Origin of the sequence: Paenibacillus sp. JDR-2, from assembly GCF_000023585.1 — a bacterium.
In the GTDB taxonomy this organism is placed as follows: domain Bacteria; phylum Bacillota; class Bacilli; order Paenibacillales; family Paenibacillaceae; genus Pristimantibacillus.
This window is the reverse complement of record NC_012914.1, coordinates 3,787,589-3,813,298: the sequence shown is the minus strand read 5'-3', so window position 1 is coordinate 3,813,298 and position 25,710 is coordinate 3,787,589. Positions and strand designations below refer to the sequence as shown.

23 protein-coding genes are annotated in these 25,710 nt (G+C 51.4%); 21 read left to right on the top strand and 2 right to left on the bottom strand.

Annotation, left to right across the window (positions count from 1 at the left end; genetic code table 11):
* Window positions 1-13 precede the first annotated feature (13 nt).
* The 3 genes from PJDR2_RS16830 to bacA all read left to right on the top strand — a co-directional run bounded on the left by PJDR2_RS16830 (window position 14) and on the right by bacA (window position 2,740).
* Window positions 14-373 (top strand): Lin0512 family protein, encoded by a 360-nt coding sequence (locus tag PJDR2_RS16830; protein ID WP_015844915.1) that lies wholly within the window; start codon window positions 14-16, stop codon window positions 371-373.
* A gap of 128 nt (window positions 374-501) precedes the next feature.
* Window positions 502-1,800 carry a hemolysin family protein gene (locus PJDR2_RS16825; protein ID WP_015844914.1) on the top strand — a complete coding sequence of 433 codons (1,299 nt, stop codon included), beginning with the start codon at window positions 502-504 and terminating at the stop codon, window positions 1,798-1,800.
* Between the two features lie 151 nt (window positions 1,801-1,951).
* On the top strand, window positions 1,952-2,740 hold the full coding sequence (gene bacA, locus PJDR2_RS16820; protein ID WP_015844913.1) for an undecaprenyl-diphosphate phosphatase: 789 nt from the start codon (window positions 1,952-1,954) through the stop codon (window positions 2,738-2,740).
* A gap of 56 nt (window positions 2,741-2,796) precedes the next feature.
* On the opposite strand, the gene PJDR2_RS16815 is transcribed toward bacA, so the two are convergent.
* Window positions 2,797-4,209, bottom strand: a complete 1,413-nt coding sequence (locus PJDR2_RS16815) for a hypothetical protein (protein ID WP_015844912.1) — start codon at window positions 4,207-4,209, stop codon at window positions 2,797-2,799.
* Window positions 4,210-4,428: 219 nt separating this feature from the next.
* Here PJDR2_RS16815 and PJDR2_RS16810 point away from each other — a divergent pair, with 219 nt between their 5' ends.
* A complete protein-coding gene (locus PJDR2_RS16810) occupies window positions 4,429-4,707 on the top strand; it encodes a hypothetical protein (protein ID WP_015844911.1) in 279 nt (92 codons plus the stop codon).
* Between the two features lie 93 nt (window positions 4,708-4,800).
* Here the strand turns inward: PJDR2_RS16810 and PJDR2_RS16805 are convergent, their stop codons facing one another.
* On the bottom strand, window positions 4,801-5,427 hold the full coding sequence (locus PJDR2_RS16805; RefSeq protein WP_015844910.1) for a DedA family protein: 627 nt from the start codon (window positions 5,425-5,427) through the stop codon (window positions 4,801-4,803).
* Between the two features lie 207 nt (window positions 5,428-5,634).
* Here PJDR2_RS16805 and PJDR2_RS16800 point away from each other — a divergent pair, with 207 nt between their 5' ends.
* The 17 genes from PJDR2_RS16800 (at window position 5,635) to uraH (ending at window position 25,697) form a co-directional block, all read left to right on the top strand.
* Window positions 5,635-7,050: an MDR family MFS transporter gene (locus tag PJDR2_RS16800; RefSeq protein WP_015844909.1), complete on the top strand. Its 1,416-nt coding sequence runs from the start codon at window positions 5,635-5,637 to the stop codon at window positions 7,048-7,050.
* A 23-nt stretch (window positions 7,051-7,073) separates the two neighbouring features.
* The gene (locus PJDR2_RS16795) at window positions 7,074-8,048 is read left to right on the top strand and encodes a serine hydrolase domain-containing protein (RefSeq protein WP_015844908.1); all 975 of its coding nucleotides are present in this window, start codon (window positions 7,074-7,076) and stop codon (window positions 8,046-8,048) included.
* An 81-nt stretch (window positions 8,049-8,129) separates the two neighbouring features.
* Complete coding sequence (locus PJDR2_RS16790; RefSeq protein ID WP_015844907.1) at window positions 8,130-10,088, top strand: stalk domain-containing protein; 1,959 nt, start codon at window positions 8,130-8,132, stop codon at window positions 10,086-10,088.
* A 259-nt stretch (window positions 10,089-10,347) separates the two neighbouring features.
* Window positions 10,348-11,934: a PucR family transcriptional regulator gene (locus PJDR2_RS16785; RefSeq protein ID WP_015844906.1), complete on the top strand. Its 1,587-nt coding sequence runs from the start codon at window positions 10,348-10,350 to the stop codon at window positions 11,932-11,934.
* A 44-nt stretch (window positions 11,935-11,978) separates the two neighbouring features.
* Window positions 11,979-13,304, top strand: coding sequence for a 5'-deoxyadenosine deaminase (locus PJDR2_RS16780; protein ID WP_015844905.1), 1,326 nt, complete (start codon window positions 11,979-11,981; stop codon window positions 13,302-13,304).
* 86 nt (window positions 13,305-13,390) lie between these two features.
* Window positions 13,391-14,476, top strand: coding sequence for an XdhC family protein (locus PJDR2_RS16775; RefSeq protein WP_015844904.1), 1,086 nt, complete (start codon window positions 13,391-13,393; stop codon window positions 14,474-14,476).
* Window positions 14,397-14,999, top strand: coding sequence for a nucleotidyltransferase family protein (locus PJDR2_RS31950; RefSeq protein WP_190276154.1), 603 nt, complete (start codon window positions 14,397-14,399; stop codon window positions 14,997-14,999). The genes PJDR2_RS16775 and PJDR2_RS31950 overlap by 80 nt, the downstream gene beginning before the upstream one ends.
* A gap of 182 nt (window positions 15,000-15,181) precedes the next feature.
* Window positions 15,182-16,339, top strand: coding sequence for a BMP family ABC transporter substrate-binding protein (locus tag PJDR2_RS16765; RefSeq protein ID WP_015844902.1), 1,158 nt, complete (start codon window positions 15,182-15,184; stop codon window positions 16,337-16,339).
* A gap of 93 nt (window positions 16,340-16,432) precedes the next feature.
* A complete protein-coding gene (locus PJDR2_RS16760) occupies window positions 16,433-17,980 on the top strand; it encodes an ABC transporter ATP-binding protein (RefSeq protein WP_015844901.1) in 1,548 nt (515 codons plus the stop codon).
* The gene (locus PJDR2_RS16755; protein ID WP_015844900.1) at window positions 17,977-19,098 is read left to right on the top strand and encodes an ABC transporter permease; all 1,122 of its coding nucleotides are present in this window, start codon (window positions 17,977-17,979) and stop codon (window positions 19,096-19,098) included. Before PJDR2_RS16760 ends, PJDR2_RS16755 begins: the two co-directional genes overlap by 4 nt.
* A 17-nt stretch (window positions 19,099-19,115) precedes the next feature.
* Window positions 19,116-20,045 (top strand): ABC transporter permease, encoded by a 930-nt coding sequence (locus tag PJDR2_RS16750; RefSeq protein WP_015844899.1) that lies wholly within the window; start codon window positions 19,116-19,118, stop codon window positions 20,043-20,045.
* A 17-nt stretch (window positions 20,046-20,062) separates the two neighbouring features.
* Entirely contained in the window at window positions 20,063-20,956 is an 894-nt protein-coding gene (locus PJDR2_RS16745) for an FAD binding domain-containing protein (protein ID WP_015844898.1), read from the top strand.
* A gap of 59 nt (window positions 20,957-21,015) precedes the next feature.
* The gene (gene pucD / locus PJDR2_RS16740) at window positions 21,016-23,325 is read left to right on the top strand and encodes a xanthine dehydrogenase subunit D (RefSeq protein ID WP_015844897.1); all 2,310 of its coding nucleotides are present in this window, start codon (window positions 21,016-21,018) and stop codon (window positions 23,323-23,325) included.
* On the top strand, window positions 23,322-23,855 hold the full coding sequence (locus PJDR2_RS16735) for a (2Fe-2S)-binding protein (RefSeq protein ID WP_015844896.1): 534 nt from the start codon (window positions 23,322-23,324) through the stop codon (window positions 23,853-23,855). Before pucD ends, PJDR2_RS16735 begins: the two co-directional genes overlap by 4 nt.
* Window positions 23,830-24,330, top strand: coding sequence for a 2-oxo-4-hydroxy-4-carboxy-5-ureidoimidazoline decarboxylase (uraD, locus tag PJDR2_RS33545; RefSeq protein WP_015844895.1), 501 nt, complete (start codon window positions 23,830-23,832; stop codon window positions 24,328-24,330). Before PJDR2_RS16735 ends, uraD begins: the two co-directional genes overlap by 26 nt.
* 15 nt (window positions 24,331-24,345) lie before the next feature.
* Entirely contained in the window at window positions 24,346-25,305 is a 960-nt protein-coding gene (gene pucL, locus PJDR2_RS16725; protein WP_015844894.1) for a factor-independent urate hydroxylase, read from the top strand.
* Between the two features lie 5 nt (window positions 25,306-25,310).
* Window positions 25,311-25,697, top strand: a complete 387-nt coding sequence (gene uraH, locus PJDR2_RS16720; protein WP_015844893.1) for a hydroxyisourate hydrolase — start codon at window positions 25,311-25,313, stop codon at window positions 25,695-25,697.
* Window positions 25,698-25,710 lie beyond the last annotated feature (13 nt).

Sequence of the window (25,710 nt, the reverse complement as noted above, 5' to 3'; positions counted from 1 at the left end):
GGAGGGGAAGGCAATGGACAAATTATTTTTTATCGAGATTGGCATGGGTTGCGATCTGCATGGTCAGAACGTAACGAAAGCCGCGGTAAGGGCGGTTCAGAACGCGATTCATCATAATTCGATGCCAGGATTGCGTTCGGTCCTGCCTGGCGGGACTTTGGACAATATGAAGGTCCATGTCAAGCTCGCGGTTCCTTGTGACAAGGAACTGCTGGATGTGGAGCAGGTGAAGGCTGTGCTTCCTTACGGTCAGGTCACGGTGGAGATTATGGATGGCGGAATGATGACAACTAGCGGAATTGTTCTGCCGGATAAGGAAGATAAGAACGATCTGATCTATATCGTTAATGCGTCGGTGGAAGTCGGCTATTAATAAGAAACAGGTGGATAAACCGTATCCGGGTCATGATGATCCGGATACGGTTTATTTTTTCAGGATTCATGATCGGCCGGGAAGGGTAAAATACATGTAATTACGAACAGTGCCGAGGAGAGAAGCTTATGGTTCTGAAACTGATCTTGTTTGCGGTGCTGCTATTTTGTTCTGCATTCTTCGTAGCAACAGAATTCGCAGTTGTCCGTCTCCGCCCCAGCCGGGTAAACCAAATGGTCGCGGAAGGCGTCCGAAACGGGGCAGCGGTGCAAAATGTAATTACGCATCTGGACAGTTATTTGTCCGCCTGCCAGTTAGGCATCACGATTACCGCGCTGGGTTTAGGATGGCTTGGAGAACCAACCGTTCATGACTTGCTGGATCCTTTGTTTCACAGTCTGCATATCGGCGGAAATCTGGTTAATGTGCTGTCCTTTATTATATCCTTCGCAGTCGTGACCTATCTTCATGTCGTACTAGGCGAGTTAGCGCCAAAGACGGTTGCAATCATTAAACCGGAGATGATCAGCTTAACCTCCGCTCCAATTATTATTGTTTTTTATAAGGTGATGTTTCCGTTTATTTGGCTGCTTAACGGCTCTGCCAACAGCATCGTCAGATTGATGGGCTTCAAGCCGACGGGCGAGCATGAGGCTCATTCGGAGGAAGAGATCAAAAGCATCATGTCGGAAAGCTTCGAGAACGGAAAAATCAACCAAAGCGAGCTCAGCTACGTGAACCGGATCTTCGAATTCGACGAACGTCTGGCACGAGAGATCATGGTGCCGCGTACCGACATGGTTTGTTTGTTTATCGAGAATTCGAAAGTCGATAACATCTCGATTATCCGTCGCGAGCAATATACGCGGTTCCCGGTTGCGAAAGGCAGCAAGGACAATATTATCGGCATCATCAATACGAAGCAGTTCTTCATGCAGTACTTCGGCAATGACGAGACCGATGTTGCTACGCTGCTGCAGCCGGTTATGTCGGTTCCTGAAGTGATGCCGATCAAAAAGCTTCTCCGGAAAATGCAGCAGGAGCGGGTGCATATCGCAATTCTGCTTGACGAATACGGCGGGACCTCGGGGTTAATCACCATCGAGGATATCCTTGAGGAGATTGTCGGCGAGATTCGTGACGAATTCGATGCCGACGAGGTGAAGGAAATTGATGCCATCGAGCCGAATCGTTTTATTGTAGACGGCAAAGCATTAATCAGCGAGGTGAATGAAGCGCTTGGCTCCCATCTGGAAAGCCATGACGTGGACTCGATCGGAGGCTGGCTGTTTAACCAATATCCCGATTTGCAGGTTGGGGTGCCTCAGGATTACGAAGAGCTGACCTTTATTATTCGCGAGAAGGAACGGCATCGTATCCGAAAGATTGAAATCATCGTTAATATCATTAACCTCGTTAATGAATAAGGACTAACGAGCCGCATTCCGGTTGTCCGGAATGCGGCTTTTCTCCTAAAACGTTGGTTGCTTTCGCTTGTCTCCTCCTTGTGCTATGATATTAAGGTTGGTTAACTCAGAAAAATAAGCGAAAGAAAATTTAGGAGATGGAGGATTACATTTGGGAGATTTATTTAATGCCATTATTATGGGCATCATTGAAGGCCTTACGGAATTTTTGCCTGTCTCTTCAACAGGCCACTTGATTCTGACAGCAGATTTGTTAAACTTCCAGGATGACCGCGCGAAAGTCTTTGAGGTTGTAATCCAATTTGGCGCCGTACTTGCCGTCCTCGTGTTGTACTGGAGAAAGTTTTTAGGCTTGCTGAAATTCGATTTCAGAAAAGGATCGGGCGTTAACGCCATTCACTTTGTGCTTGCCATGATTCCTGCCGGAGTAGTGGGCGTATTGTTTCACGGATTTATCAAAGATTATTTATTCAGCCCCGAAACGGTGCTTATCGGTCTCGTTGCAGGCGGTATCCTTATGATCGTAGCTGACCGGATTAAAAGGAAAGTTACCGCGGAAGAGCTGGATGACATTACATACAAGCAAGCTTTTGCAATCGGTATGTTCCAGGTTCTCGCCTTGTGGCCAGGCTTCTCCCGTTCCGGTTCGACGATCTCGGGCGGCATGTTCTTTGGCGCAAGCCAAAAGGCGGCAGCTGAGTTTACATTTATGGTATCGGTGCCTATTATGGCGGGAGCCAGCGGTATCGACTTGATCAAGAGCCGCGAGTTCTTGACGGCATCGGACGCTCCGCTGTTTATTATCGGATTCGTTGCTGCTTTCATCGTTGCGATGATCGCGATTGTAACGTTCCTGAACCTGATCAAGCGTCTTAGCTTGTCCTGGTTCGCATATTACCGTTTTGCTCTTGCGATTGTGTTTGCCTTTATTATTTTGTAAACAGCAAAAGGATGATCCCGATGGCTATGTGCCAAATGGATCATCCTTTTTCTTAATTAGACTAGGAACATAGCAACAACGGTTGTAACGCAAAGACCGATAATAACGGGCTTTAGGTTGCGTCGCGCCAGCTCGAACGGGCTGACGCCGCAAATTGCTGCAGCAGGGATAAGCGCCCACGGTACAAGCGTACCGCCGCCTACCCAAATCGCCGCGACCTGGCCAAGAGCGGTCAAGGTGGCTACCCCGGAACCAATTGCCCCTCCGAATAGATGGGCGATGGAGCCTGCCAGCGAAATACCCGAGAAGCCGGATCCGTCAAGACCGGTAACAGCGCCTACTAAAGTCAGCGTAACGGAGCCAACCTCGCCATTCACCGGTACATTATTCGCAAGGGCAACGCCAAGATCGTTGACGATGCCTTGAGAGCCGGCAGGAAGCGTATCGCCGAAAATGGCGGTAAAGCCGGAATCCCCCAGGTAGAAGAAGGCCGCTATCGGAATGACGGGGCCAAACACTTTAAAGCCGAACAGGAAGCCTTCAATCAAATAATTCGTTGTTTTTTCCAAGCCTTTGTTCTTATGAGCGAGCATCGTGATGATGAGAAGGATAAAGATCGCGGTACCGCCGACAAGCGCGGTCGCGTCGCCGCCCTGCAAATCCATGACGAACATGGTCACAACGTCGACGGCAAACAGTACAGGAATCAGGATGGCAAGCGTTAACTTGGTGCCGTGGGACAGCACATTTTTGAAAGCAAGATCATCTTCGCCGGTTAGCTCTTTATCGCCTTCCACCTTGGAGATGATGCCGTCATTCCATTTCCCGGTCTTCATATCGCGGCGCATCATCCAGAAGGCCGTAACCGTCGTAACGAGCCCCATTACGATTACAAGCGGAATACTTGCCTGCATTACTTCGCTAACCGGCAAGCCAGCCGCATCGGCCGTCAGCTTTGGAGCGCCTTGAATGATGTAGTCGCCGGATAACGCAATGCCGTGGCCGAACAAGTTCATCGCCATCGCGGCTCCTAATGCGGGAAGGCCAACTCTTAGCGCAACCGGCAGCAACACGGCGCCAATCAACGCTACGGCAGGGGATGGCCAGAAGAACCACGAGGTGACCATCATGATCAGGCCGATTCCCCAGAAGGCCAGGGTAGGTGTCCGCAGGAAGCGGGCAAACGGAGAAATCATTACTTCATTTATGCCAGTCCGGATCAACACCCGGCTCATTGCGACAATTATGGATATAATGAGGATAGTGCCCATTAGTTCTTTAATGGCATAAATAAAACTGTTAAACACACCGCTGACCGAGTCGCTCAGCGATTCGGTTGCCAGTAGGCCAAGCACAAAGATGCCGACGATGCAAATGAGCGACGTATCTCTGCGCATCACCATAAACCCGATAATCGCGACGATAAAGACGAGATACACCCAATGCAGCGCCACTAAATCAATGGCCATAAAATCACCCTCTCATGGGATACACGGCTTCGGTGAACGCTGCCGTAATGTACAGTATGCAAGGTTGCCTATAGGCGTTCATCACGGGTTCCATGAGATTGTGCCTATCCGCGATGAACATTTGTTGACGAATGCGGCAAACCGTATACAATTAGAAGGCAGGTTATTTTTAGCAAATTCAATCGCAAAATTGAATGATCGGAAGGAAGTATAGAACAAATGGATAACGTTAAAATTTTGGACGCTTCAATGACTTATACGAAGGAAGAAGGTTATGTTGGCCGCATTCAATTCGAAATGGCCGGCAAGCCGAATCAATATGAAATGACCATTCATAGCCGGAAGAGAACGGAGTGGGGTTATGGCCTCTTTTTCCTTCACGAATCGGGCGATGAGGATCAATTACTGGCAGTAGAGGACATGCTCGAGGAGGATGACGAGCTGTTTGATTACCTGGTGAACGCGGCGGAAGAGAAATTGGATCCGAAATTCAAATAAAAAAACCTCCGGTTTCCCCATAATCAGGGTTCCGGAGGTTTTTTTACATTTATCGCGGTCGCTCATCATCGAATTGCTTCGATAAAGATTTCATCACATCGGACGACCAGCCTTTTCGTTCTTCTTCGCGGTGCGGTTACGAATGTACAGCCAGGCTGCCGCGCCTGCCGCAACGGCAAGCAGCGCGTAGACAACAATCATTCCGTTATTGGCAATGGAATCGCCAATCGCTTGCACCTGGTCGCCAACAAAAGTACCGAGGATAAAATAGATAAGCGTCCATACAAAGGCGCTTGGGTATGCAAACAACATAAAACGTTTGAAAGTCATCTTGTTCGTTCCCCCCACAAACGGCATCACATGCCGCAGCACGGGAAGAACAAGGCCGATACTTAGTGCGAAGCCGCCGTACTTATCGCTCATGTTTTGAGCCTGATGAATGAATTTATCCATGTTCTTTTTTTTCATGAACCAGTCGAATACTTTACTGCCCGCGAACCGGCCGATTGAGTAATTAAAGGTCATTGCCGAGCATATTCCAAGGAATACCATTAGATAAGCCGGCACAGGACTTAACAGACCCGATGCAACAAACGCACCGCCTGTCATAACGACAACTTCGTTAGGAACAGGAAGCCCGATTAAGCCAAGGCACAGAACCAAAAAAAGCGACACGTAGCCGAACTGATCTATAATGGATACTAAAAAATCATAACCCATCTGTTTATTCATCCCTTACATTATCAACGTATTTGATTAAAAAGGCGCTTTAATAAAGCTAACATAAAATATGGCTTTCCGATAGGTCGAAATGGTTGTGAACTTTGCCAAAAACCTCAAAAAGCATTGATCTTTTCCACGAACAAGTATCATAATAGAGTGTTTCGCATTTTTACCAAGTCATAAGACGTACGGAAAGGAGAAATAATGAGTACAACAACCAATAGACGTACAGTAACCGTTGCTTTGTATGTCGCGACCTTCCTTGCAGCAATAGAAGGAACCATCGTAAGTACGGCAATGCCGAGCATAACCGGTGAATTGCACGGGATCCAGCAATACAGCTGGATTATCTCGATTTATCTGCTCGCAACGGTGATCACAACCCCGATTTACGGCAAACTGTCCGATCTGTTCGGGCGCAAAAAAATGTTTATTGCGGGAGCGGGCATTTTCCTGCTGGGCTCCATGTTGTCCGGACTCGCTTCCACCATGCCGCAGTTGATTGCGTTCCGGGCGGTTCAGGGCCTTGGAGCGGGAGCGTTGACCACGATTCCATATACCATTATCGGCGACTTATACCCATTCGAGCAACGGGCTAAAGTCCAGGGCTGGATGTCGAGTATTTGGGGCATCGCGGGTATTACCGGACCGCTTGCGGGGGGGTTGCTTGTCGATTATGTGTCCTGGCGAGCTATTTTTTATATGAATCTTCCGTTTGGCATCGTAGCGTTAGTTCTTCTGATGGTGTCGATGAAGGAAGTGTCCGTGAAACAGAAGCGGCATATCGATTATCCCGGCATTGCAGCTTTTGCGGCAGGGATGTTTGCTTTCCTGTATGCGCTAACGATTCTTCGCGAGCCTGATGCTGCTCAATCCAGGACTGAAATTATCTTGCTTTCGGCAGCCGCTATAATTCTCCTGACATTGTTCTACTACATTGAAAAGCGATCGCGCGAGCCGATTATTCCTCTCAAGATTTTTAAAATTCGGACGATAAGCGCCGTAAACGCAATCAGCTTTTTGATTTGCATCATTAACGTCGTTGCGATCTTTTACCTTCCGCTTTGGATTCAAGGCGTACTAGGCGAAAGTGCGACTTATTCCGGTATGGCCATGATTCCGCTGTCCATCGGATGGCCGCTTGGGGCCATTCTAGCCGGTAATTTTATTGCCAGGTACGGTATGCGCCGCATCGCGATAACGGGCTCGCTCTTCCTCATTGCCGGAAGCGCCGGCTTCATGCTTATGAACGCCCACACCTCGATCGTGCTGTTTATGATCTATACATGCTTATCCGGCTTGTCATTTGGCTTATCGTTAACAAGCTTTACCGTCGCGGTAACCTCGGCTGTCAGCTGGGAGCTGCGCGGAGCGGCGGTTGGCAGCAACAACTTTATCCGCACGCTTGGACAGACGGTGGGGATAGCCATGTTTGGGCTGCTCTTAAACACCGGGAATACGGAAGCGATTGACGCGCTTAAGCTGGAGCACAGCCTTCACCGGATCTTTATGATCCTAGGCATCATGTCGGTCATGGTGCTGCTGTCTATGTTTATGCTGCCAAAAGCAGGTACAGAAGGCAGCCATACCGCATCGGATACGGCGGATGCATCCTCATAGAACCAGAAAGGCTGATGAATGGCATGACAACTTTAACCGATGATCCTTATTTACGTATCGTTGAGCCATCCGTTGCGGATCTGGATGAATCGAAGCTGGAACAGATGAAGGAATGGCTGGAGTTATGGAAGATGAATTCCGTCATTATTATGCGCGATGATGCAATAGCCTGGGAGTGGCATGCCAAGGGCGAGGATTCGGTGGGACCGCTCTTATCATGTACCAAAAGCGTGCTGTCCGCGCTTATCGGAGTTGCCATCCATGACGGTCATATCCAAAGCGTAGACCAGCCTATTGCGGATTATTTTGAAGGGGTACCGGACTCCTCCATACATATCAAGCATCTGCTGACGATGACCTCCGGTTGGGATTGGCCGGATTTCGATAAGCCCTATAAAGAGATGAAAAGGGCTGCTGATCCTATCCGGTTCGTACTGGAAAGATCTATGATAAGTGAACCCGGTAATGCTTATCTCTATAATTCCGGAGGCTCCCATCTCTTATCCGCCATTCTGACGGCAGCTACGGGCCAAAGCGCGCTGGATTATGCCACAAGCCGGCTCTTTCGGCCAATGGGCTTCCGCCAAGCGAAATGGACCTCTCATAAAGGGATTAATGAAGGAGGTACCGGTCTTCAATTATACGGCAGGGACTTGGCGAAGCTGGGGCTTTTGCATTTGAGGGAAGGAGATTGGTTCGGCCGGAGGCTGCTCCCGTCTTCCTGGGTTCAAGAGTCGACAAAGAGGCATCATAGAGGACTTCTTCACTATGATCCGCCAATCTACGGGGCTTACGGGTACCATTGGTGGCAGTCTCCGTCAGAGCATAATGGAGCGTTTGACTGCTATTTCGCCTTTGGTCATGGCGGCCAATATTTGCTTGTTGCGCCTGAAGAACGATTGGTCATTGTGCTACGAAAAGCACTGGCAGGACGGAACGAAGCGGTCAAATCTCGTAATCTTATATTTGAACATATTGCAGGAGCCTTAAAAAAGTAGGCTGTCCGGTGCAACCTTTTGCTCTGGGATGCGTTTAATCTATGTCTGTTCAAACCATCCCAAAGAGAAAAGGAGAATCCAATGTTTAAGAAAGTCAGCTTAGTTGTCCTTGCCGCATTGATGCTGTTTGCTATACCTGTAGCGGCGCAAGGCGCTTCCACCGGTCAGAATCAATTAATTCTTCTTCAAAAAACAAAACAAATGTACCATAACGGCAAGCTTTACATGGCTGCACAGCCGCTCACCGAATTGAAAGGCACGACTTATATTTCCGCTACTGCTATTGCAGGCAGACTCGGGGGATCCGTGCTCTATGATGCGAACAAGAAAGAGTATGTACTTCGCAGCACAGCAAACGAACTCCGTTACGCGGTGAATAAGTCTTCCTATACGGTAAATGGTACTCGCGCAACGTTTACGGGTGCGCCTTTTGTACAAAACGGAAGTCTGATGATCCCGCTCCGTTCGGTGCTTCAGCCGTTCGGGATGACTTTGTCTACGATTCCGGCACAGAAGAAGATTGTCTTGACTTGGACAACTAAACCGGTAGCCAAGTTTAACATTGCCACTGGCGTTGTATACGCCGGCCAAACCGAAGTAACTTACGGCGATATGTCGTATTCGCCAAGCGGCGCAGCCATCGTTAACGAACGTTGGGATGGCAAGCAAACCGTATTCGAAGCAGCAGGGACGTATACGGTAACCAAGTGGGTCCAAGATGCAAACGGTGTTTGGAGCGATCCTTATTCGGTGACCATTAACGTACTCCCGCCGAATCTTCCGCCGGAAGCACGTTTTGCTACGGACAAGTCCTATTACAAAATGGGCGAACTTATTCAATACAATGATATCAGCTCCGATGACGAGAACAAGATTACTAAACGCGAATGGGTCAATAACGCTAAGGCTTTCTTCGAACCAGGCGAACAGACGGTAACGTTGAAAGTAACGGATGCGCATGGCCTTACCAGCGAATTCTCGCAGACGGTTACGATTACGAACGATACGCTGTATACGAAGCAGGAGTTCGATCAGCTTTACACGGATCAAGGCGAGAAATTCACGATTGACGGTGCAAGCGTACTTAAGCTTCCTACACAGCCATACACCGTTGTTTCGAACGGTCAGCAAACGTTTATCCGCAGCAACAGCCCTGAGATGATTAACGACGAGGGGATTTACTACCAGGATACGGCAAACGGAAATGTCCGTTTCTTGATCCACAACCAGAATAACCGTCCTAATCCGGTTAAGGTTTATATTGTAGCAACCAACGAAAACTCCACGGCGGCTACCGTAACCGATGAGCGTATCGGCCTTGGCGGTCCGGCACCTTACGTAACGCAAGCAGGCAAAGCCGCTACGGCGAATTACCTGCTGTCGAGAACCGTAAACCCGGTTGGAACGGTAACAACCATTCCTGCGGGACAGAGCCGTGTTGTACTTAGCCCGTTAAGCAGCAAAGAAGTTGTGAATGGCCGCGTCATTACGTTGTATGCGGATGTAACGACTTCCGCACCAATCAAATTCAGCGTTATCGTGGTGGATGCTAGCAAAGACGTGCTGCAGGCGCTTCCGCAGCTACCGATTCTGCCTCGCGACGGCAAACACGTACGCGGTACCTTCGAACAAGCGAACCGCAGCATTAACGTTCTGCAGACTATTGGCGATGTTCCTTCCCGTATGATTCTAGCCGACAAAGTGGTAGATACCCGCTTGTCCGGCTTTGATGTACTGACGGGGGACGCGATGTCCAATGACGGCAACAACGGTGCTTTGTACGTCCTGAATCTGTGGCATGTGCAGCCTCATACGCTTATTGCCTTGAATCCGCGCGGCGGTCATTACGGCGGCGCGTTCTTGATCAACAATAAGCTGGTCTATGCTACGAATACTACCATCCTGAGCAATGCGAACGAAGCAGGCGTCCTTTACCGGACGGGAGATACCGAAGAATCGGTGTCGATCGTATTTACGCCGGCGTCCGGCAGCAACCTGCCGATTAACCTTCTGTTCCTGCCATTGCCTCAAGGGAAATAATAATTGAAGATAAGAAAAAATGCCGATAAAGCAAATGCGCTTTTATCGGCATTTTTTTGTGTTTCAATGCGTTATATATATGTTAGATATTTAGGCGGGTAACCAGCATATAAGATTGTTAAGAGATTTAATGACGAGATTAAGAGTTTATATGGTTAATTATATTCACATAACTATTGATAAAAGGAAATCTCTGATTTATTATGTTATATAAAGTAACATTACGAATGTGTTTACAAGGTGATCGGAGGTGCGCGCTATGCATTTGACAGTGGAACAGGCGCTGAATGTGTTTCCTTTATCGGAAGGGAAGCTGGTTGCCGGAAAAGCAGGGCGCAATCGGATCGTAAAATCCGTCAATGTGATGGATGCTCCGGATATTACCGATTGGATCAAGGAAGGGGAAATGTTGTTTACGACCGCCTACCTGATTAAGGACCATCCGCAGGATGCAACGGAGCTGTTAGTAAAGCTGAACCAGCGCGGCTCGTCGGGCCTTGGGATCAAGCTAGGCCGATTCTGGGACGCGATCCCCGAGCAGTTAATTGCTTTTGCCAATGAGCTGGGGTTTCCTCTTATAGAGCTTCCTTATCAGTTCACGTTCTCCGATCAAATGAGCGGCTTGTTCAAGGAAGAACTCAGGCGCAATACCGGCGTGCTGCAGGATATTTTCGACAAGCAGGTCCGGCTTATGAGGATGGCTCTCAAGACGGATCATATTAACGAATTGTTTGATTCGGTTGCGGATATTATCGGATTCCCGATGGCGATTGTCGGGTCAAGGGGCCAGATCGTATATAACAGCTCGCAGGTGGCTGATACGGAATTAACGGGCAGCTGGCCATGGCCGCAGCAGCAGAAGTGGATGAAGAGCAAGCAGTGGCAGGCATTCCGGATTCCTCTTATGAAGCAGTCCCGCTGCACGGGATTTGTTTTGTTTTTTAACCCGCAGCTATTTCTGTCTACTATTGAAGAAAGTCTCTACCTGCAGGCGGCGGAGCTATTATCCTATCAAATGAATTTTAATTACGAGGATTATTTCGAGTTATCCGTGCAAAAGGATTTTGGCGTGCTGATCAAACGTTACCTGAGAAATGGATTGCCGATAGATAAGGTTGTCGAATACGCGGATCGTTGGGAGCTTGAGGTGTTCCAAAGCCATTATGTCTGCGTACTGAGCGATATTGCTCATGCTTCCGCGACGCAAAGGGCTGAGAAGCTCGAGAAGCTGAAATCGGATTTTTTAAGCCACACGAAACTTCAAGAACTGAAAGGCATGCATATTGTAATGGAAGAGGGTCTTTTATCCGTTTTTTCCGAACATGATGGGCAAGCGGAAGATAGTCTTGTGTCCGCATTAAACGTATGCTTTGCATCTATTCAGCGGGAGAGCGGAGAAAGTCCCCGGGCGGCGGTCAGCAGCCGGAAGAAACGGGCGGACCAGCTATACGAAGCGTTTGACGAATGCAGGCAGACTCAAAGGCTTGCTTCCGAATGGCGTGTCGGGCAATCGATTACTTCCTTTGATACAATGGACTTGGCGATCGTGTTCGAGCATGTATCGAAGGACCGGATGGAGGCATTCTGCAACCGCTGGCTGGGCGGACTCGTGAACAAGGATCCGGATTACGCCAACGAAATGCTTCGTACGCTTGAGACCTATTTGGAACAGGATGGCCAGTTAAACGAAACAGCAAAGAAGCTGTATATTCACCGCAATACGGCTACTTACCGGATCGAGAAGCTGAGCGAAATCTTAGGGGTAGATTTCAAGAAAATGAATGATCTTCTCAGGCTCAAGATCGCTTTCTTATTCCGCAAGCTGTTAATTAACGAACATTCATAACCAGCCTTTTTAAACGACTGCGCTACAACAAAGGAGCGGAACACATGAGTTCGACTTTGATCCGAAATGCCGTCATTATGACGATGAATGCATCAGATGATATTTTAATTGGCGATGTGCTTGTGAAAGACAACAAGATCGCTCAAATTGGTCCGAATATTCAGGAAAATGAAATTGATCGCATCGTCGATGCTGGAGGTAAAGTGCTGCTGCCCGGCTTCATTCAGACGCACATCCACTTATGCCAGACATTATTTCGCGGAAGAGCGGATGATCTGGAACTGATTGACTGGCTGAGACAGCGGATCTGGCCTCTTGAAGCCGCGCATAATGAGGAATCGGTCTATTATTCGGCGCTGCTTGGCATTGGAGAACTGATTCGAAGCGGTACCACGACCATACTCGATATGGAGACCGTCAATCATACGGAGTCGGCTTTTGAGGCGATTCTCGAGAGCGGGATTCGAGCGGTCTCAGGCAAGGTGATGATGGATTACGGAACGGAGGTTCCGCTTCCGCTCCAGGAGAAAACGGAGCAGTCGCTGAAGGAAAGCGTGGAGCTGCTGGAGAAGTGGCACGGTGCAGCCGGCGGACGGATTGAATACGCTTTTTGTCCGCGGTTTGTGGTCTCCTGTACGGAAGAGCTTCTCATCGGAGTTAGGGATTTATCCGCGCAATACGGCGTAAAGGTACATACCCATGCGTCGGAAAACAGGGAAGAGATCTCGATCGTCGAATCCGAACGCGGCATGCGCAACGTGATTTATCTGGATCATATCGGTCTCGCCCGACCGAACCTTATTTTGGCTCATAGCATCTGGTTGGATGAAGAGGAAAAGCGGATTATCAAGGAACGCGGCGTTAAGGTTACGCATTGCCCGGGCTCGAACCTGAAGCTGGCATCCGGCGTTGCGCAGGTTCCCGAGCTGCTGCGGGAAGGGATTAATATCGGCATCGGCGCGGACGGAGCGCCTTGCAATAACAATCTGGATATGTTCCAGGAAATGCGGCTTACGGCTTTTATTCAAAAGGTAAAGCATGGTCCAACCGTCATGAACGCAAAGACCGTGCTTCGCATGGCGACAATGGGCGGAGCTCACGTGTTAGGACTGGAAGACAAACTCGGCAGCATTGAAGTCGGAAAGTTTGCGGATCTGCAGCTGCTTGATTTGGAAGATTTCCATGTCTATCCTTCGTTTGATGCGGACTGGTATTCCAGAGTCGTCTACGCGGCTACGCGCGGCGATGTGGATACCGTGATGATTGACGGGCAGATCGTAATGGAGAGCAGAATCATGAAGACGGTTGATAAACCGCTCGTGTTGCGAGAGGCAGACCGGACTTTAAAGGAGCTGTTGGCAAGACTTTAATCAACCATATATGTGATTGTTTTTCCGGAGAATGCTTACTGAGTAAGTTGCTCAACAAAACTTTAGGCTTTCAGGAGGGGTTGCCGATGGACATGATTAACATTCTGCGAACGATCCGGCGGCTTGATCAGCCGGCGGTCCTGGCAACCATTATCGGGGTTGAGGGACACGCATACCGTAAGACGGGAGCGGCCATGCTGTTCCCGTTAAGCGGAGATACCGTCGGCACGGTTAGTCCGGGCTGTATCGAATCCGATCTCCTGGAGCGGGTTCCCTCCGTTTGGGAAGCTAACCGGTATGAGATTGCGGAATATAACATGGACCCGGACGACGATCCCATTTGGGGAGAAGCTGTGGGCTGCGGCGGAGTTATCCGCGTGCTTCTTGAACCCATAGCCGGATCGCTTCGGGCTATTCTGACGGATGCTCTGGATCTGCTCGATAGTGGCAGGGAGGTTCAGCTTGTGCGCGGGCTGAAGGGAGAAAAGCTCTGTTATGAGCTTGCGGCGGAAGAGGTTAGGCAGCTCCCTTCCAGCCAGTCTTGCTACGATTGGCAGCTTAGTCTCCGCTTAACGAATAGGCAACGGGTTATTCTGTTTGGCGCAGGTCCGGATGCCGTTCCCATCTATCAACTTTTGACGCAAAGCAGCTTTCACGTCATAGTCGCGGACTGGCGGCCGCGTTTGCTGGCTGCTTATCCGGGCGCCGAGCATTATCTCGGCACGCCGGAGCAGCTCCGTGGGAGGATGCATCTGAGCGCCGAAGATGCTGTCATAATCTGCAGCCATCATCTCCATTACGACCGGGAAATGATTGAATGGTCATTAGCTTTAAAGCCAACGTATATAGGTGTTATGGGGTCAACGAAGCGGATTGGCATGCTGTTTAACGGAGAGATCCCTCCTGCTAACGTGAAGGCTCCTATCGGATTATCCATTGGAGCTGAGGGTCCTTGCGAGATTGCGGTCAGTATTGCCGCGGAATTAATAGCTTTGCGATATCAATGGCGGAATAAGCAAAAGGCCGATCGGCAAAAGGAGGAACGGCATGAACCTATCCGCAATTTATTTGGCGGCGGGACAGAGCAGCCGAATGGGCAAACCGAAGCTGCCGCTCGAGCTTTCGCCGGGCGTAGCGCTTGGCAGTCTGGCGCTTCGTGCTCTCTTGGCTAGCGGAATCGGGCGGATACACATTGTGGTCCGTCCGGATGATCCGTTAACATGGCTGCATGATATTAGGGAAAGCACGCTATATACACCTCAATTAAATATCGTCGTCTGCGAAGAAGCAAGTCTTGGCATGTCTTATTCCATTCGTGCCGGTGTAGACGCCGCGCTATCCAGCCTGCCGGTTTCCGATGCTGTCGTCATCGGGCTTGGCGACCAACCTTTTGTCACGGCTGCTATGGTGCGGCGTCTTCTTGTTGTTATGGAGGAGAATCCGGCTTTGGATTTTGCTGCTTCCTCTATGCGGGGAGTCGTTATGCCTCCCGCCGTTATCCGTCATACCATGTACAAAGCGCTTTGCGGGCTGAAGGGGGACATGGGTGCGCGAAAGCTGTTTTCGTCGCCGGATTACGAGGGAGAAATCCTGGAATTCGACGGAGAAGATGCTGAATTGCTGCTTGATGTCGATGACGAATATAGTCTAGGGCAAGCGGTTAGGCGATACCGCCAAATCCGCGGGCGGAGATAATAATGTGATCTATTGTTACGTGCGTGTCATCGGACGTGCATCATGCACAATGAGTTTTCGTTATTTTATATGTATTTCCAATCACATGTAAGATATATTGACGTGGTAATGACACGGAAGTATATTGAGTCTACATCATCCATTGCGGTCATGATGATGATAGAGAGTTGGGGAGGAACCATATGAAACATCTTGCAAAAGCACGTACAGTGGGGTTGGCATTGCTCGTATTCATGGTCGTTATTTTATCTGCTTGTTCCAGCAACAGCAATAACAAAACAAGCGAAACAGCAAGCGGCGGCAATACACAGACATCATCAGAGCCGTCAGCAACAGATAGCGGCAAGAAGCTGCCGCGGGTCGCATTCGTTTATATCGGACCTCCCGGAGACGGCGGTTGGACTTTCGAGCATGATAACGGCAGGAAGTACATGGAAGAGAAGCTTGGCATTAAAGCTGACACGGTAGAAAACGTACCGGAAAGCGCGGACGCGGAACGCGTCATTACGGAGCTGGCTCAAAATCACGACATTATTTTCACGACAAGCTTTGGTTACATGGATCCGACGCTAAACGTGGCGAAGAAATTCCCGAATGTGAAGTTCATGCATACGGCCGGCTACAAAACAGCGGACAACATGAGCACTTACTTCGGCAAGAACTATGAAGCCAGCTACCTGACCGGAATTGCGGCAGGAAAAATGACGAAGTCGAATGTCATTGGTTACGTCGGCGCATTCCCGATTCCCGAAGTTATTTATAACATCAATGCCTTTGCGCTTGGCATTCAAAGCGTCAATCCGGACGCGAAAGTAGACGTCGTATGGAGCAACACCTGGTACGATCCAACCGCAGAGCGCCAAGCGGCGATCAGTCTGCTGGATAAAGGCGCGGACGTCCTGCTTGCTTATCAGGATTCTCCCGCAACCCTGCAGGCGGCTGCCGAACGCGGCGCGCTGGCAGGCGGCAACGACTCCGACATGACCCGTTACGCACCGGATGCATACTTAACGAACCCGACATGGAACTGGGGTCCTTATTATACGAAGGTTGTGCAATCCGTGATCGACGGTACATGGAAAAGCGAGCAATTCTCCGGCGATATGGTGGACGGCATGGTTGGCCTTGCTCCGCTTGGACCTAGCATTCCCGACGACGTGAAGAAGCTGGTAGAGGATGCAAAAGCGAAAATTATCAGCGGCGAGCTGGACGTATTCAGCGGTCCGATAACCGATGCATCCGGCGCTTCGAAGCAGGAAGCTGGCCAAACGATGAGTCTGGAGCAAATTCTGGAGATGAACTGGTTCGTCAAAGGCATAGAAGGAACGATTCCTAAATAGCCTTGAGCCAGCCAAACGGCCGATCAACAAATCCCTTGCTTAAGGGATTTGTTGATTTATTGGCCTACACAATTCATTTTAGGAGGAAACGGAATGCTCGAAACCTACTCCGTAGAAATGCATCGTATCGTCAAGCAGTTCGGCTCCGTTGTCGCGAATGACCAGGTCGATTTCAAGGCGAAGGCAGGAGAGATTCACGCCTTGCTAGGAGAGAACGGAGCCGGCAAAAGCACGATGATGTGCATGCTGTCCGGCGTCTATCGTCCAACCAGCGGCGAAATCCATATTCACGGCGAGAAAGCAAAAATCCGCTCGCCCAAGGATGCCATGAAGCTAGGCATAGGGATGGTATTCCAAAACTTCCGCCTCGTACAGACCTTAACGGCTGCCGAGAACATTATTTTAGGCGAGAAATCATCCTTCTGGCGCGGTCCGGGCTGGATGAAGAAGAAGCAGGCAGAGATTGAAGCGATTGCGGTTAAATTCGGGCTAACCTTCCCGGTTGACCGTCCGATCTGGCAGCTGTCCGTCGGCGAGCAGCAGCGGGTGGAGATCGTCAAGACGCTGTATCGCGGCGCCGATCTGATTATTCTGGATGAACCAACCTCGGTGCTTACGCCAGGCGAAGCGGAGCAGCTGTTCGTCACGCTTGCGCAGATGAAGGCGGAAGGCAAGACCGTTATTATCACGACTCATAAATTAAAGGAAGTTATGGCGATCTCCGACAGCATTTCGATTATGAGGAAAGGCCAACTCACTCATACGATGATGAAAACCGAGACGAACGAACGCGAGCTTGCGAGGTTAATGGTTGGCAAAGAGCTGGCCGTTCAAAAGCCGCTTGCGAGCCGTCCGAAAGGCAAACCGCTCCTTATCGTTGATCAGCTGGACGTATTTGCCGATCATGGACGGAAGGCTTTGAATCAGATGGCGTTTCAGGTGCATGAAGGCGAGGTCGTGGGGGTTGCGGGCGTAGCGGGCAACGGGCAGAAGGAGCTTGCCGAGGTACTGACGGGACTTCGCTCATGGCGCAAAGGAAGCATTACCTTTAACGGCAGCCCGCTGAAGAACGCTTCGGTTCGCGGAGCGATCGAAGCCCGTATCGCCCATGTGCCGGAGAACCGGATGAAAAGCGGCCTTGCCGGAAGTCTGGGCATTGTCGACAATCTGCTGTTCAAATCGTACCGCACAAGCGATCGCTCCCGCTTCGGCTTCCTTCGTTCAAGGGCGAACCGAAGCTGGTCGCAATCGCTTGTGGAAAAATTTGATGTCAAGACCCCTGGCCTTGATGTACCAGTAAGACAGCTATCCGGCGGTAATCAGCAGAAGCTGCTTTTTGCTAGGGAAGTTGAACAGGACCCGCTCTTTATGGTGGCCGTTCATCCCACGCAAGGGCTGGATGTCGGAGCAACGGAAGGCGTTCACCGGCTGCTGTCGGAGATGCGCGGACAAGGCAAAAGCATTCTACTTATTTCAGAGGATCTGGATGAGGTTATGCAGCTGTCCGACCGCATATTAGTAATCTATAACGGCCGAATGGTCGGCGAATTGGCGCGGGGGGAAGCGACTCGCGAACAGATCGGCTTATACATGGCCGGCGTTCGGGATGCGGATGACTCGGAGGAGGAGAAGGTCGTATGAGCAAGCAGCCGGTACAAAGCACTTTAGCCATCGAACAACCGGATACAGCAACACGCCGCAGCAAGCTGCTGTCTCTACGAATCGAACTGGATCCATCCAGAAAAGAAAGCCCGTGGTGGATGACCATCGTTTCTATCCTGCTAGCTTTAGTCTTCTGCGGCATCTTTATCGCCGCTAACGGCATGAACCCGATCACGGTATATTCGAAAATGATTACCGGGGCGTTTGGAACCTCATTTGGCATTACGGAAACGCTTGTGAAGTCAATCCCGCTTCTGCTGTGCGGCATCGGGGTTGCGATTGCTTACCGCATTTCGGTATGGAATATCGGGGCGGAGGGGCAATTCCTCGCCGGAGCGATGGCGGCGACGGCGGTAACGGTCTATTTTCCGAATATGCCCGCATATCTCGTGATTCCTGCGATGATCGTGTTTAGTATACTTGGCGGCGGGATTTGGGGACTGTTGACCGCAATTCCGAGGACGTATTTCCAGGTCAACGAGCTGATCACGTCACTCATGCTTAACTATGTGGCCCTGCTGGCCCTGAACTACTTCGTTTTTGGTCCTTGGAAGGATCCGAAGGGCTTTAATTTCCCGGGTACTCCGGTATTTACGGATGCGCAGTCGCTACCGGTGCTTGGGGATACAAGGCTGCATCTGGGTCTCGTGTTTGCCATTGTCGGCGTTCTGCTGTACGCCTTCCTGATGAAATATACCCGCTGGGGTTACGAGCTCCGCTTGATTGGCGCTAACCCGGAAGCGGCGAAAAACGCAGGCATCAAGATCAGTCGTCATATTCTGCTCGTTATGCTGATCAGCGGCGGCATGGCCGGCCTCGCCGGAATGGCGGAAGTATCGGGCGTTACCCACCGCCTCATGTACGGAATATCGCCGGGCTACGGGTATACGGCGATTATCGTTGCTTGGCTTGCTAAGCTGAATCCGATTGGTCTTGTTATTTCGTCGTTCCTGTTTGGCGGTCTTATCGTGGGAGGCTTCAGCGTACAAACGATTGGACTTCCGTCCTCCATTTCATCCATGATCCAAGGGGCGATTCTGTTCTTCCTGATTGCAGGCAGCATGGCCAGCAAATTCCGTATCCGGAGAAATGCATAGAAGGGATGGTGTAGACCATGGATTTATTCGTACAAATCATAGTAGCCGCCATCTCTTCAGGCACGCCTCTCTTATTCGCCACGCTTGGAGGCATTCTGATCGAACGGTCAGGCATTATTCAACTCGGCGCGGAAGGTCTAATGCTGATGGGAGCCGTCATAGCCTGTATGACATACCTGCACACCGGCAATCTGGCACTAACCTTGCTTGCCGCCTGCGCGATAAGCGCGGTGCTCGGTATCGTGCACGCCTTTATGTGCGTGACGCTGCGGGCCAATCAGATTGTCAGCGGCTTGGCATTAACGTTATTTGGCACCGGGCTTAGCGCCTATCTTGGCAAAAGCATTACCGGACAACCGGTGGCAGGCGCGGTTCCGAAGGTGAACCTGAATTGGCTTGAAGATGTGCCCTTAATTGGCGGAATATTCGCTCATCTCGATGTTTTAACTTGGTTCAGCTTTATTCTGGTTATCGTCTTGCACTTATACATTCACCGCACCTCATGGGGACTTCACCTAAGAGCGATTGGCGATAACCCGCCAACGGCCGACGTGATGGGGATCCGGGTACAAACGTTCCGTTATGGCTATATCATCGTTGGCTCCATGCTGATCGGCCTTGCGGGCGCGGATCTGCTGATGGTGTATTCGCCAACCTGGATTGAAGGCATGACGGCAGGCAGAGGCTGGATCGCCGTGGCTCTCATTATTTTCGCAAGATGGAATCCGATCCGCGCTTTGTTCTGTGCTTACTTCTTCGGCGCACTCGATACCATCGGCTTCCGCATTCAATTGATCGGCAGCGAGATTCCGTCTTATTTCCTCAAGATGATTCCATACATTGTAACGATTCTGGTTCTGATGTTCCTTGGCTGGCGCAACCGGAATAAGCCTTCGGGCTCGCCGGAGTCGCTTGGTACACCGTATATTCGCGAACAAAGATTTTAACGGAAGGGGATGGCGTTATGGCTGCAAATGCACAAGGAGTGGCTGAAGCACCTTTCGTATGGCATCCGGCAACCGTCGAGGAAGCTTGGCAGCTTAAGGGAACGCTTGGCGCGGAAGGCGTGTTCACCGCAGGAGGCACGCTGCTGCGGACGCAATGGGAATCCGGGCTGGCGGCCGTGCCGAACCATCTGATCAATATCGGGGCCATTGACGAACTGCATGGACTTCAAACGGGCAGCAAGAGCGGAACAGTCTCCTTTGGAGCGATGATTACTCTATCGGACATACGGACCAGTCCGATTGTAAATGCGAGTTTCCCGCTTCTGACGGAAGCTGCGCGCAGCATTGCCGCACCGTCTATCCGCAATCAGGCAACAATCGGCGGCAATGTACTGTCAATGGTTGGCGACTCGATACCGGCCTTGCTTATCTATGATCCGGTTCTGCATTGGCATGACGGAGCAAGCGGACTTGAGGAGCCTTTATCGGAATGGCTGTCCACCGCAGCGGTGCATCCGGCTTGGAAGGAACGGCTGCTCCTCTCGGTTGCGTTGACACAACCAACCCTGGATTCGAATACAAAGCGATTCGTCGCTTTCCATAAAGTCGGCAGAAGGGATGCTTTCACCCCTTCCGTCGTTACCGCCGCATTCAGTATGCAGCTCGATTCGGCCAACCGGCTGAGCGATGTGAGGCTCGCGCTTGGCGGCGGGCAGACCATTCCGCATCGGCTGGAGAATGCAGAACAATTTTTGACCGGGAAGCTGGTCGATAAGAAGACGATTACGGAGGTTTATTCCATGATTCTCGAGCATTACGAGCCCAAAGGAGATGCTTTTGTACCGGTCAGCTACCGGAAGAAAGCGGCGGCGAATCTGATCGCTTCGGAGTTATGGAAAGCTTTAAGGTGAAACGGCTTTTGCCGGCACATTCTTAGATTTCAAGGTAAAGAGAGGACGGGTGGTCAACTATGCTCTTGAACAGAAAAGGAAGCGGGGCTCGCTGGCGAGTTCGTCCCGACGGGCCTGATAAAGTAACCGGGAAGCTGGCTTATTTGACCGATATGACCGCACCGGATATGCTGATTGGCCGCGTACTGCGCAGTCCTCACGCGCATGCGCGGATTACGGCTATTCGAACCGAGCATGCCGCGGCTTTGGATGGCGTGCATGCCGTCATTACCCATAAAGACGTACCGGGGCTTAACCGGTTTGGAATCGCTCATCCCGATCAGCCTGTTCTTTGCGAGGACCGAGTGCGGTATGTCGGAGATGCGGTTGCGGCCGTAGCTGCCGATACCCTTGAGATTGCGGAGCATGCGCTTCGGTTAATCGAAGTCGACTACGAGCCGCTGCCGATTGTGGAGGATGCGGAATATGCGCTTACGGACGAGGCACCGCAGCTTCATCCGCAAGGCAATCTGCTTCACCGGAACGGATTCCAGCGCGGCGACGTAGCTGCAGGCTTTGAGAGCTGCGCCTACGTCGTAGAAGAAACCTATTATACGCCGAGGCAAATGCATACGTACATGGAGACCGAAGGCGGACTGTTTCTCCCGGGAGAGGACGGAAGGCTTACCGTTTATTCGCCAACGCAACATGGCTTTATGGACCGCATGCAGCTGGCTCGCATTCTAGCGATTCCGCAAAGCGAGATTCGAATCGTTTCCAGCCCGATCGGCGGATCCTTCGGCGGAAAAGACGAGCTTAACGTTCAGCCTTACGGAGCGCTGCTCTCACGGATAACCAAACGCCCGGTTAAGCTCCATAACTCCAGGTGGGAATCGGTACGGGCCGGTCTCAAGCGGCATCCGATGAAAATAACGATGAAGACCGGCGTAGACGAAAACGGCAGGCTAATTGCCCACCAAGTCCGAATTGTCGCGGATACGGGTCCTTACGCCACCCTTGGCGCTGAAGTGCTTAACTTCGCGGTGGAGCATGTGATTGGTCCTTACCGGTACGAGCATCTGGACGTGGAGGGCTTCTCGGTCTACACGAACAACGGAATGTCAGGCGAATTTCGGGGGTTTGGCGGCAATCAGGCGATATTTGCCCTGGAAGGACAGTTCGACCGGCTGGCGGAAAAGCTTGGAATAGATCCCTGGGAGCTCAGGCTTCGGAATATGCGCAGGGCCGATGATCCTGGTCCGTACGATCAGCCGATCGCTATGACGGAAGGCGCGAAACAGGTTTCGGCCGCAATGACTTCCAGCCCGATATGGCAGGAGCGCAGCAATCCGGCGGCCAAGGCAGACCAAGACGAACCATGGATCCGAACGGGAATCGGCGCGGCATTTACGATGCATGGAGCGGGACTTGGCTTCGGGATACCCGATCCGGCCGGCGGGCGATTGACGCTCGCCGCGGACGGCAAGATTGAAGCGGTATTCGGTTACGAGGAATTCGGGCAAGGCTTGATCGCTTCTCTTGAGCAAATGCTGATAGAGCAGTTCGGCTTCGCGTCCGAGGATATCCGAATCGTTATCGGCGATACGGATGTCGTGCCGGACAGCGGATCAACCACCGCATCGCGCGCAACTAGCATGATGTGGAAGTCGCTGCAAAATTTGCGTCCGCTGTTCGAAGAAGCGGTTCTTGGCAAAGCCGCGGATTTCTTGCAGCTTCCCGCAAGCCAGCTGAGGTTTGGAGAAGGCGGCGTTTACGCCATTGAAGCAAGCTCCGAGCCTCCCGGTGCGGAATGCCTCATGACCTATCGGGCAATAGCGGCAGCTTGCGGGGAACCGATCACCAGCGCAACGCAATTTCATTTTCCTACCTCCGCAACGCAAAAGGTAGGCGCCCATTTTCTATATACGTACTCCGCGGTTGCCGTAAAAGTTGAAGTGAACCAGCTGACCGGCCGGGTCCGGGTGCTGCATCAATACCATGCGGTAGCAGCCGGACCGGTGATCAACCCGCAAGGCTTTCTTGGGCAGATCGAGGGCGGCAGCAGCATGGCCATCGGCTTCGCCCTGACGGAAGACGCGGTTATGAGCGGCGGTCAATATTTGACGAAAAATCTGGATACGTACCTGGTGCCAACGATAGCGGAGCATCGCGGAACGATTGACGTTCATCCGATTGAAGAGCTGCCGGAAGAAGACAATTACGGCCCCCGCGGCATTGGCGAGGTAGGATCGGTAACGATTGCACCGGCAATCGCCGCAGCTATCTATGACGCCATTGGCGTTCGGGTGACAAAACTTCCGATAGATACGGAGCTGCTGCTCGCGCAATCTTTTGAACCATTCCTAGACAAGGCGGTGAGCGGAGAATGAAGGATTCGGCAAAGCCGGTTACACCGCTTGCGGCAAGCTCGATCCCGTGTACGATTAACGGTCATGAATTCAGCTTGAACGTACCGCCGGCCAAGCGGCTGCTTCATGTGCTGCGCGATGACCTGGCGATGACGGGGACAAAGCGTTCCTGCGAAATCGGCCGATGCGGCGCCTGCATGGTTATGGTGGGCGGCGTTCCCGTTAACTCTTGTCTTACGATGGCTTATCAATGCTCGGGCAAATCTATCACAACCATTGAAGGAATTTCGGCGGCAGCCGGCGGCATCGACCCGATCCAGAGAGCTTTTCTCGAAGAGGGCGGATTCCAATGCGGTTACTGCACGCCGGGAATGATTATATCGGTCAAGGCGCTGCTCGATCATAATCCGGATCCGACCTCGCTTGAGATCGAAGAAGCGTTATCCGGGAACATATGCCGGTGCACCGGCTACGGAGGCATTAAGAGAGCCGTACAAAAGGCGATAGAGTGGAGGAAGGAAGCCTATGAATCTGAATCTATCAGCGATTAACGAAATGCCGAAAGAATCTTTTATCGAAGCGCTGGGCGCTATCTTCGAGCATTCGCCTTGGGTTGCCGAATCCGCCTTTGCTGCCCGCCCCTTCCGATCGGTCGACGAGCTGCATGACGCCATGGTGAAGGTTGTCGTACATTCTTCGGACGAGACTAAGCTTAAGCTGTTCAGCGAGCATCCCGATCTGGCTACCCGAATCAAGATTGGCGATTATTCGACGAAGGAGCAGCAGGGAGCGGGGCTCGACAGGCTGACGCCGGAAGAGTTCGAGGTATTTACGGCAAGCAACCGCGAATATACCGGCAAGTTTGGCTTTCCGTTTATCCTGGCCGTCCGCGGCAAGGATAAATCCGATATTTTAGCCGCAATGGAAGCTAGAATCGGCAACAGCTTTGAAGAAGAGGCCGACGAGGCCTTATGGCAAATCGCCCGCATTACGAAATTCCGGTTGCAGGATCTTATTACAGAATAGAAGGGATTGGTATTCATGCTTAAACTCCGCAGCGGTCGTACTCTTTATTATGGAAAAGGCGACGTTCTTACTTACCGCACTTATGCTAAACCGTTATCCGTAGCTGCCGTTCCCGAATCCGCCTATACCGGTGACAGCAATGTCATCTTTGCCCATAACATGACGTTTGCCGTTAGCGGCGAGCAGCTCCTCACTTCGTTTACCGAAGGCGACAACTCGCTTGTCGTGGCTACCGATTCGATGAAAAATTTTATTTTGCGCAACACGGCCGCTTACGAAGGCAGCACAACGGAAGGATTATTGGCATTTATCAGCCGGAAGTTTATGGACCGATACCCTCATATTGACGCCGTGGAGCTGAGCGCGGACCGTATCCCGTTCCATACGCTGGGGGTAACCTCGCAAGCAGGCGAAGGACTGGAGCCAAGCCCGCTCGTCTACCGCCGCTCGCATAACGATCATGCCAGCGCTTCGATGAAGCTGGTTCGTAACGAAGGAGCTCCGATCATTGAATCGCATGAATGCGCCATTACCGATCTGCAGCTGATCAAGGTATGCGGAAGCTCGTTCTACGGCTTTGTCCGCGACGAATATACAACGCTGCCAGAAAGCTACGACCGGCCGCTATTTATCTTCCTGGACATCTTCTGGAAATATGATCAAGCAGACGATGCCCTTGATGCCGGGCTGGGACGTTATGTTCCTGCGGAGCAAATCCGGGATATCACCCATAACGTCTTCCATGAAATGAAGTCTCCGTCCATTCAGTTTCTGATCTATCAAGTCGGCCGCCGGATGCTAACCCGCTTCCCGCAGCTCGCCGAAGTCCGATTCGAGTCGAATAACCGGACCTGGGAGACTATCGTGGACAACACCGAGAATGATCCGGCCGGCGTCTATACCGAGCCTCGCCCGCCGTTTGGATTCCAAGGCTTTACGATGACGCAAGAAGATCTGACTACGGACGGAGAGTGAAGCCGATGAGCGGCGGACGCATTACAACCCATGTGCTGGACACGTCGAAAGGCAAGCCTGCCGTTGGCATCAAGGTTGAGCTTTATCTAATCGAGTCAGCCGAAAGCTCCGCGTTACCCGAAGGACGCACCTTGTTGCGGACGGCAGCCACCAACGAGGACGGACGGCTGGAAGCCCCGCTGTTAGGCAGCGAGGAGATGCTGGCGGCCGTATACGAAATCGTCTTTTGCGCCGGGGACTACTTCAGGGATGAACAGAGACGGCATATTCTCGATTCTGATCCGGTATTCGACCGGATTCCGATCCGATTCTCCGTAGCGGATGCTAATTCCCATTATCATATCCCGCTGCTTGTCGCTCCCGGCGGCTACAGCACCTACCGCGGAAGCTGAAGAAAAGGAGGCT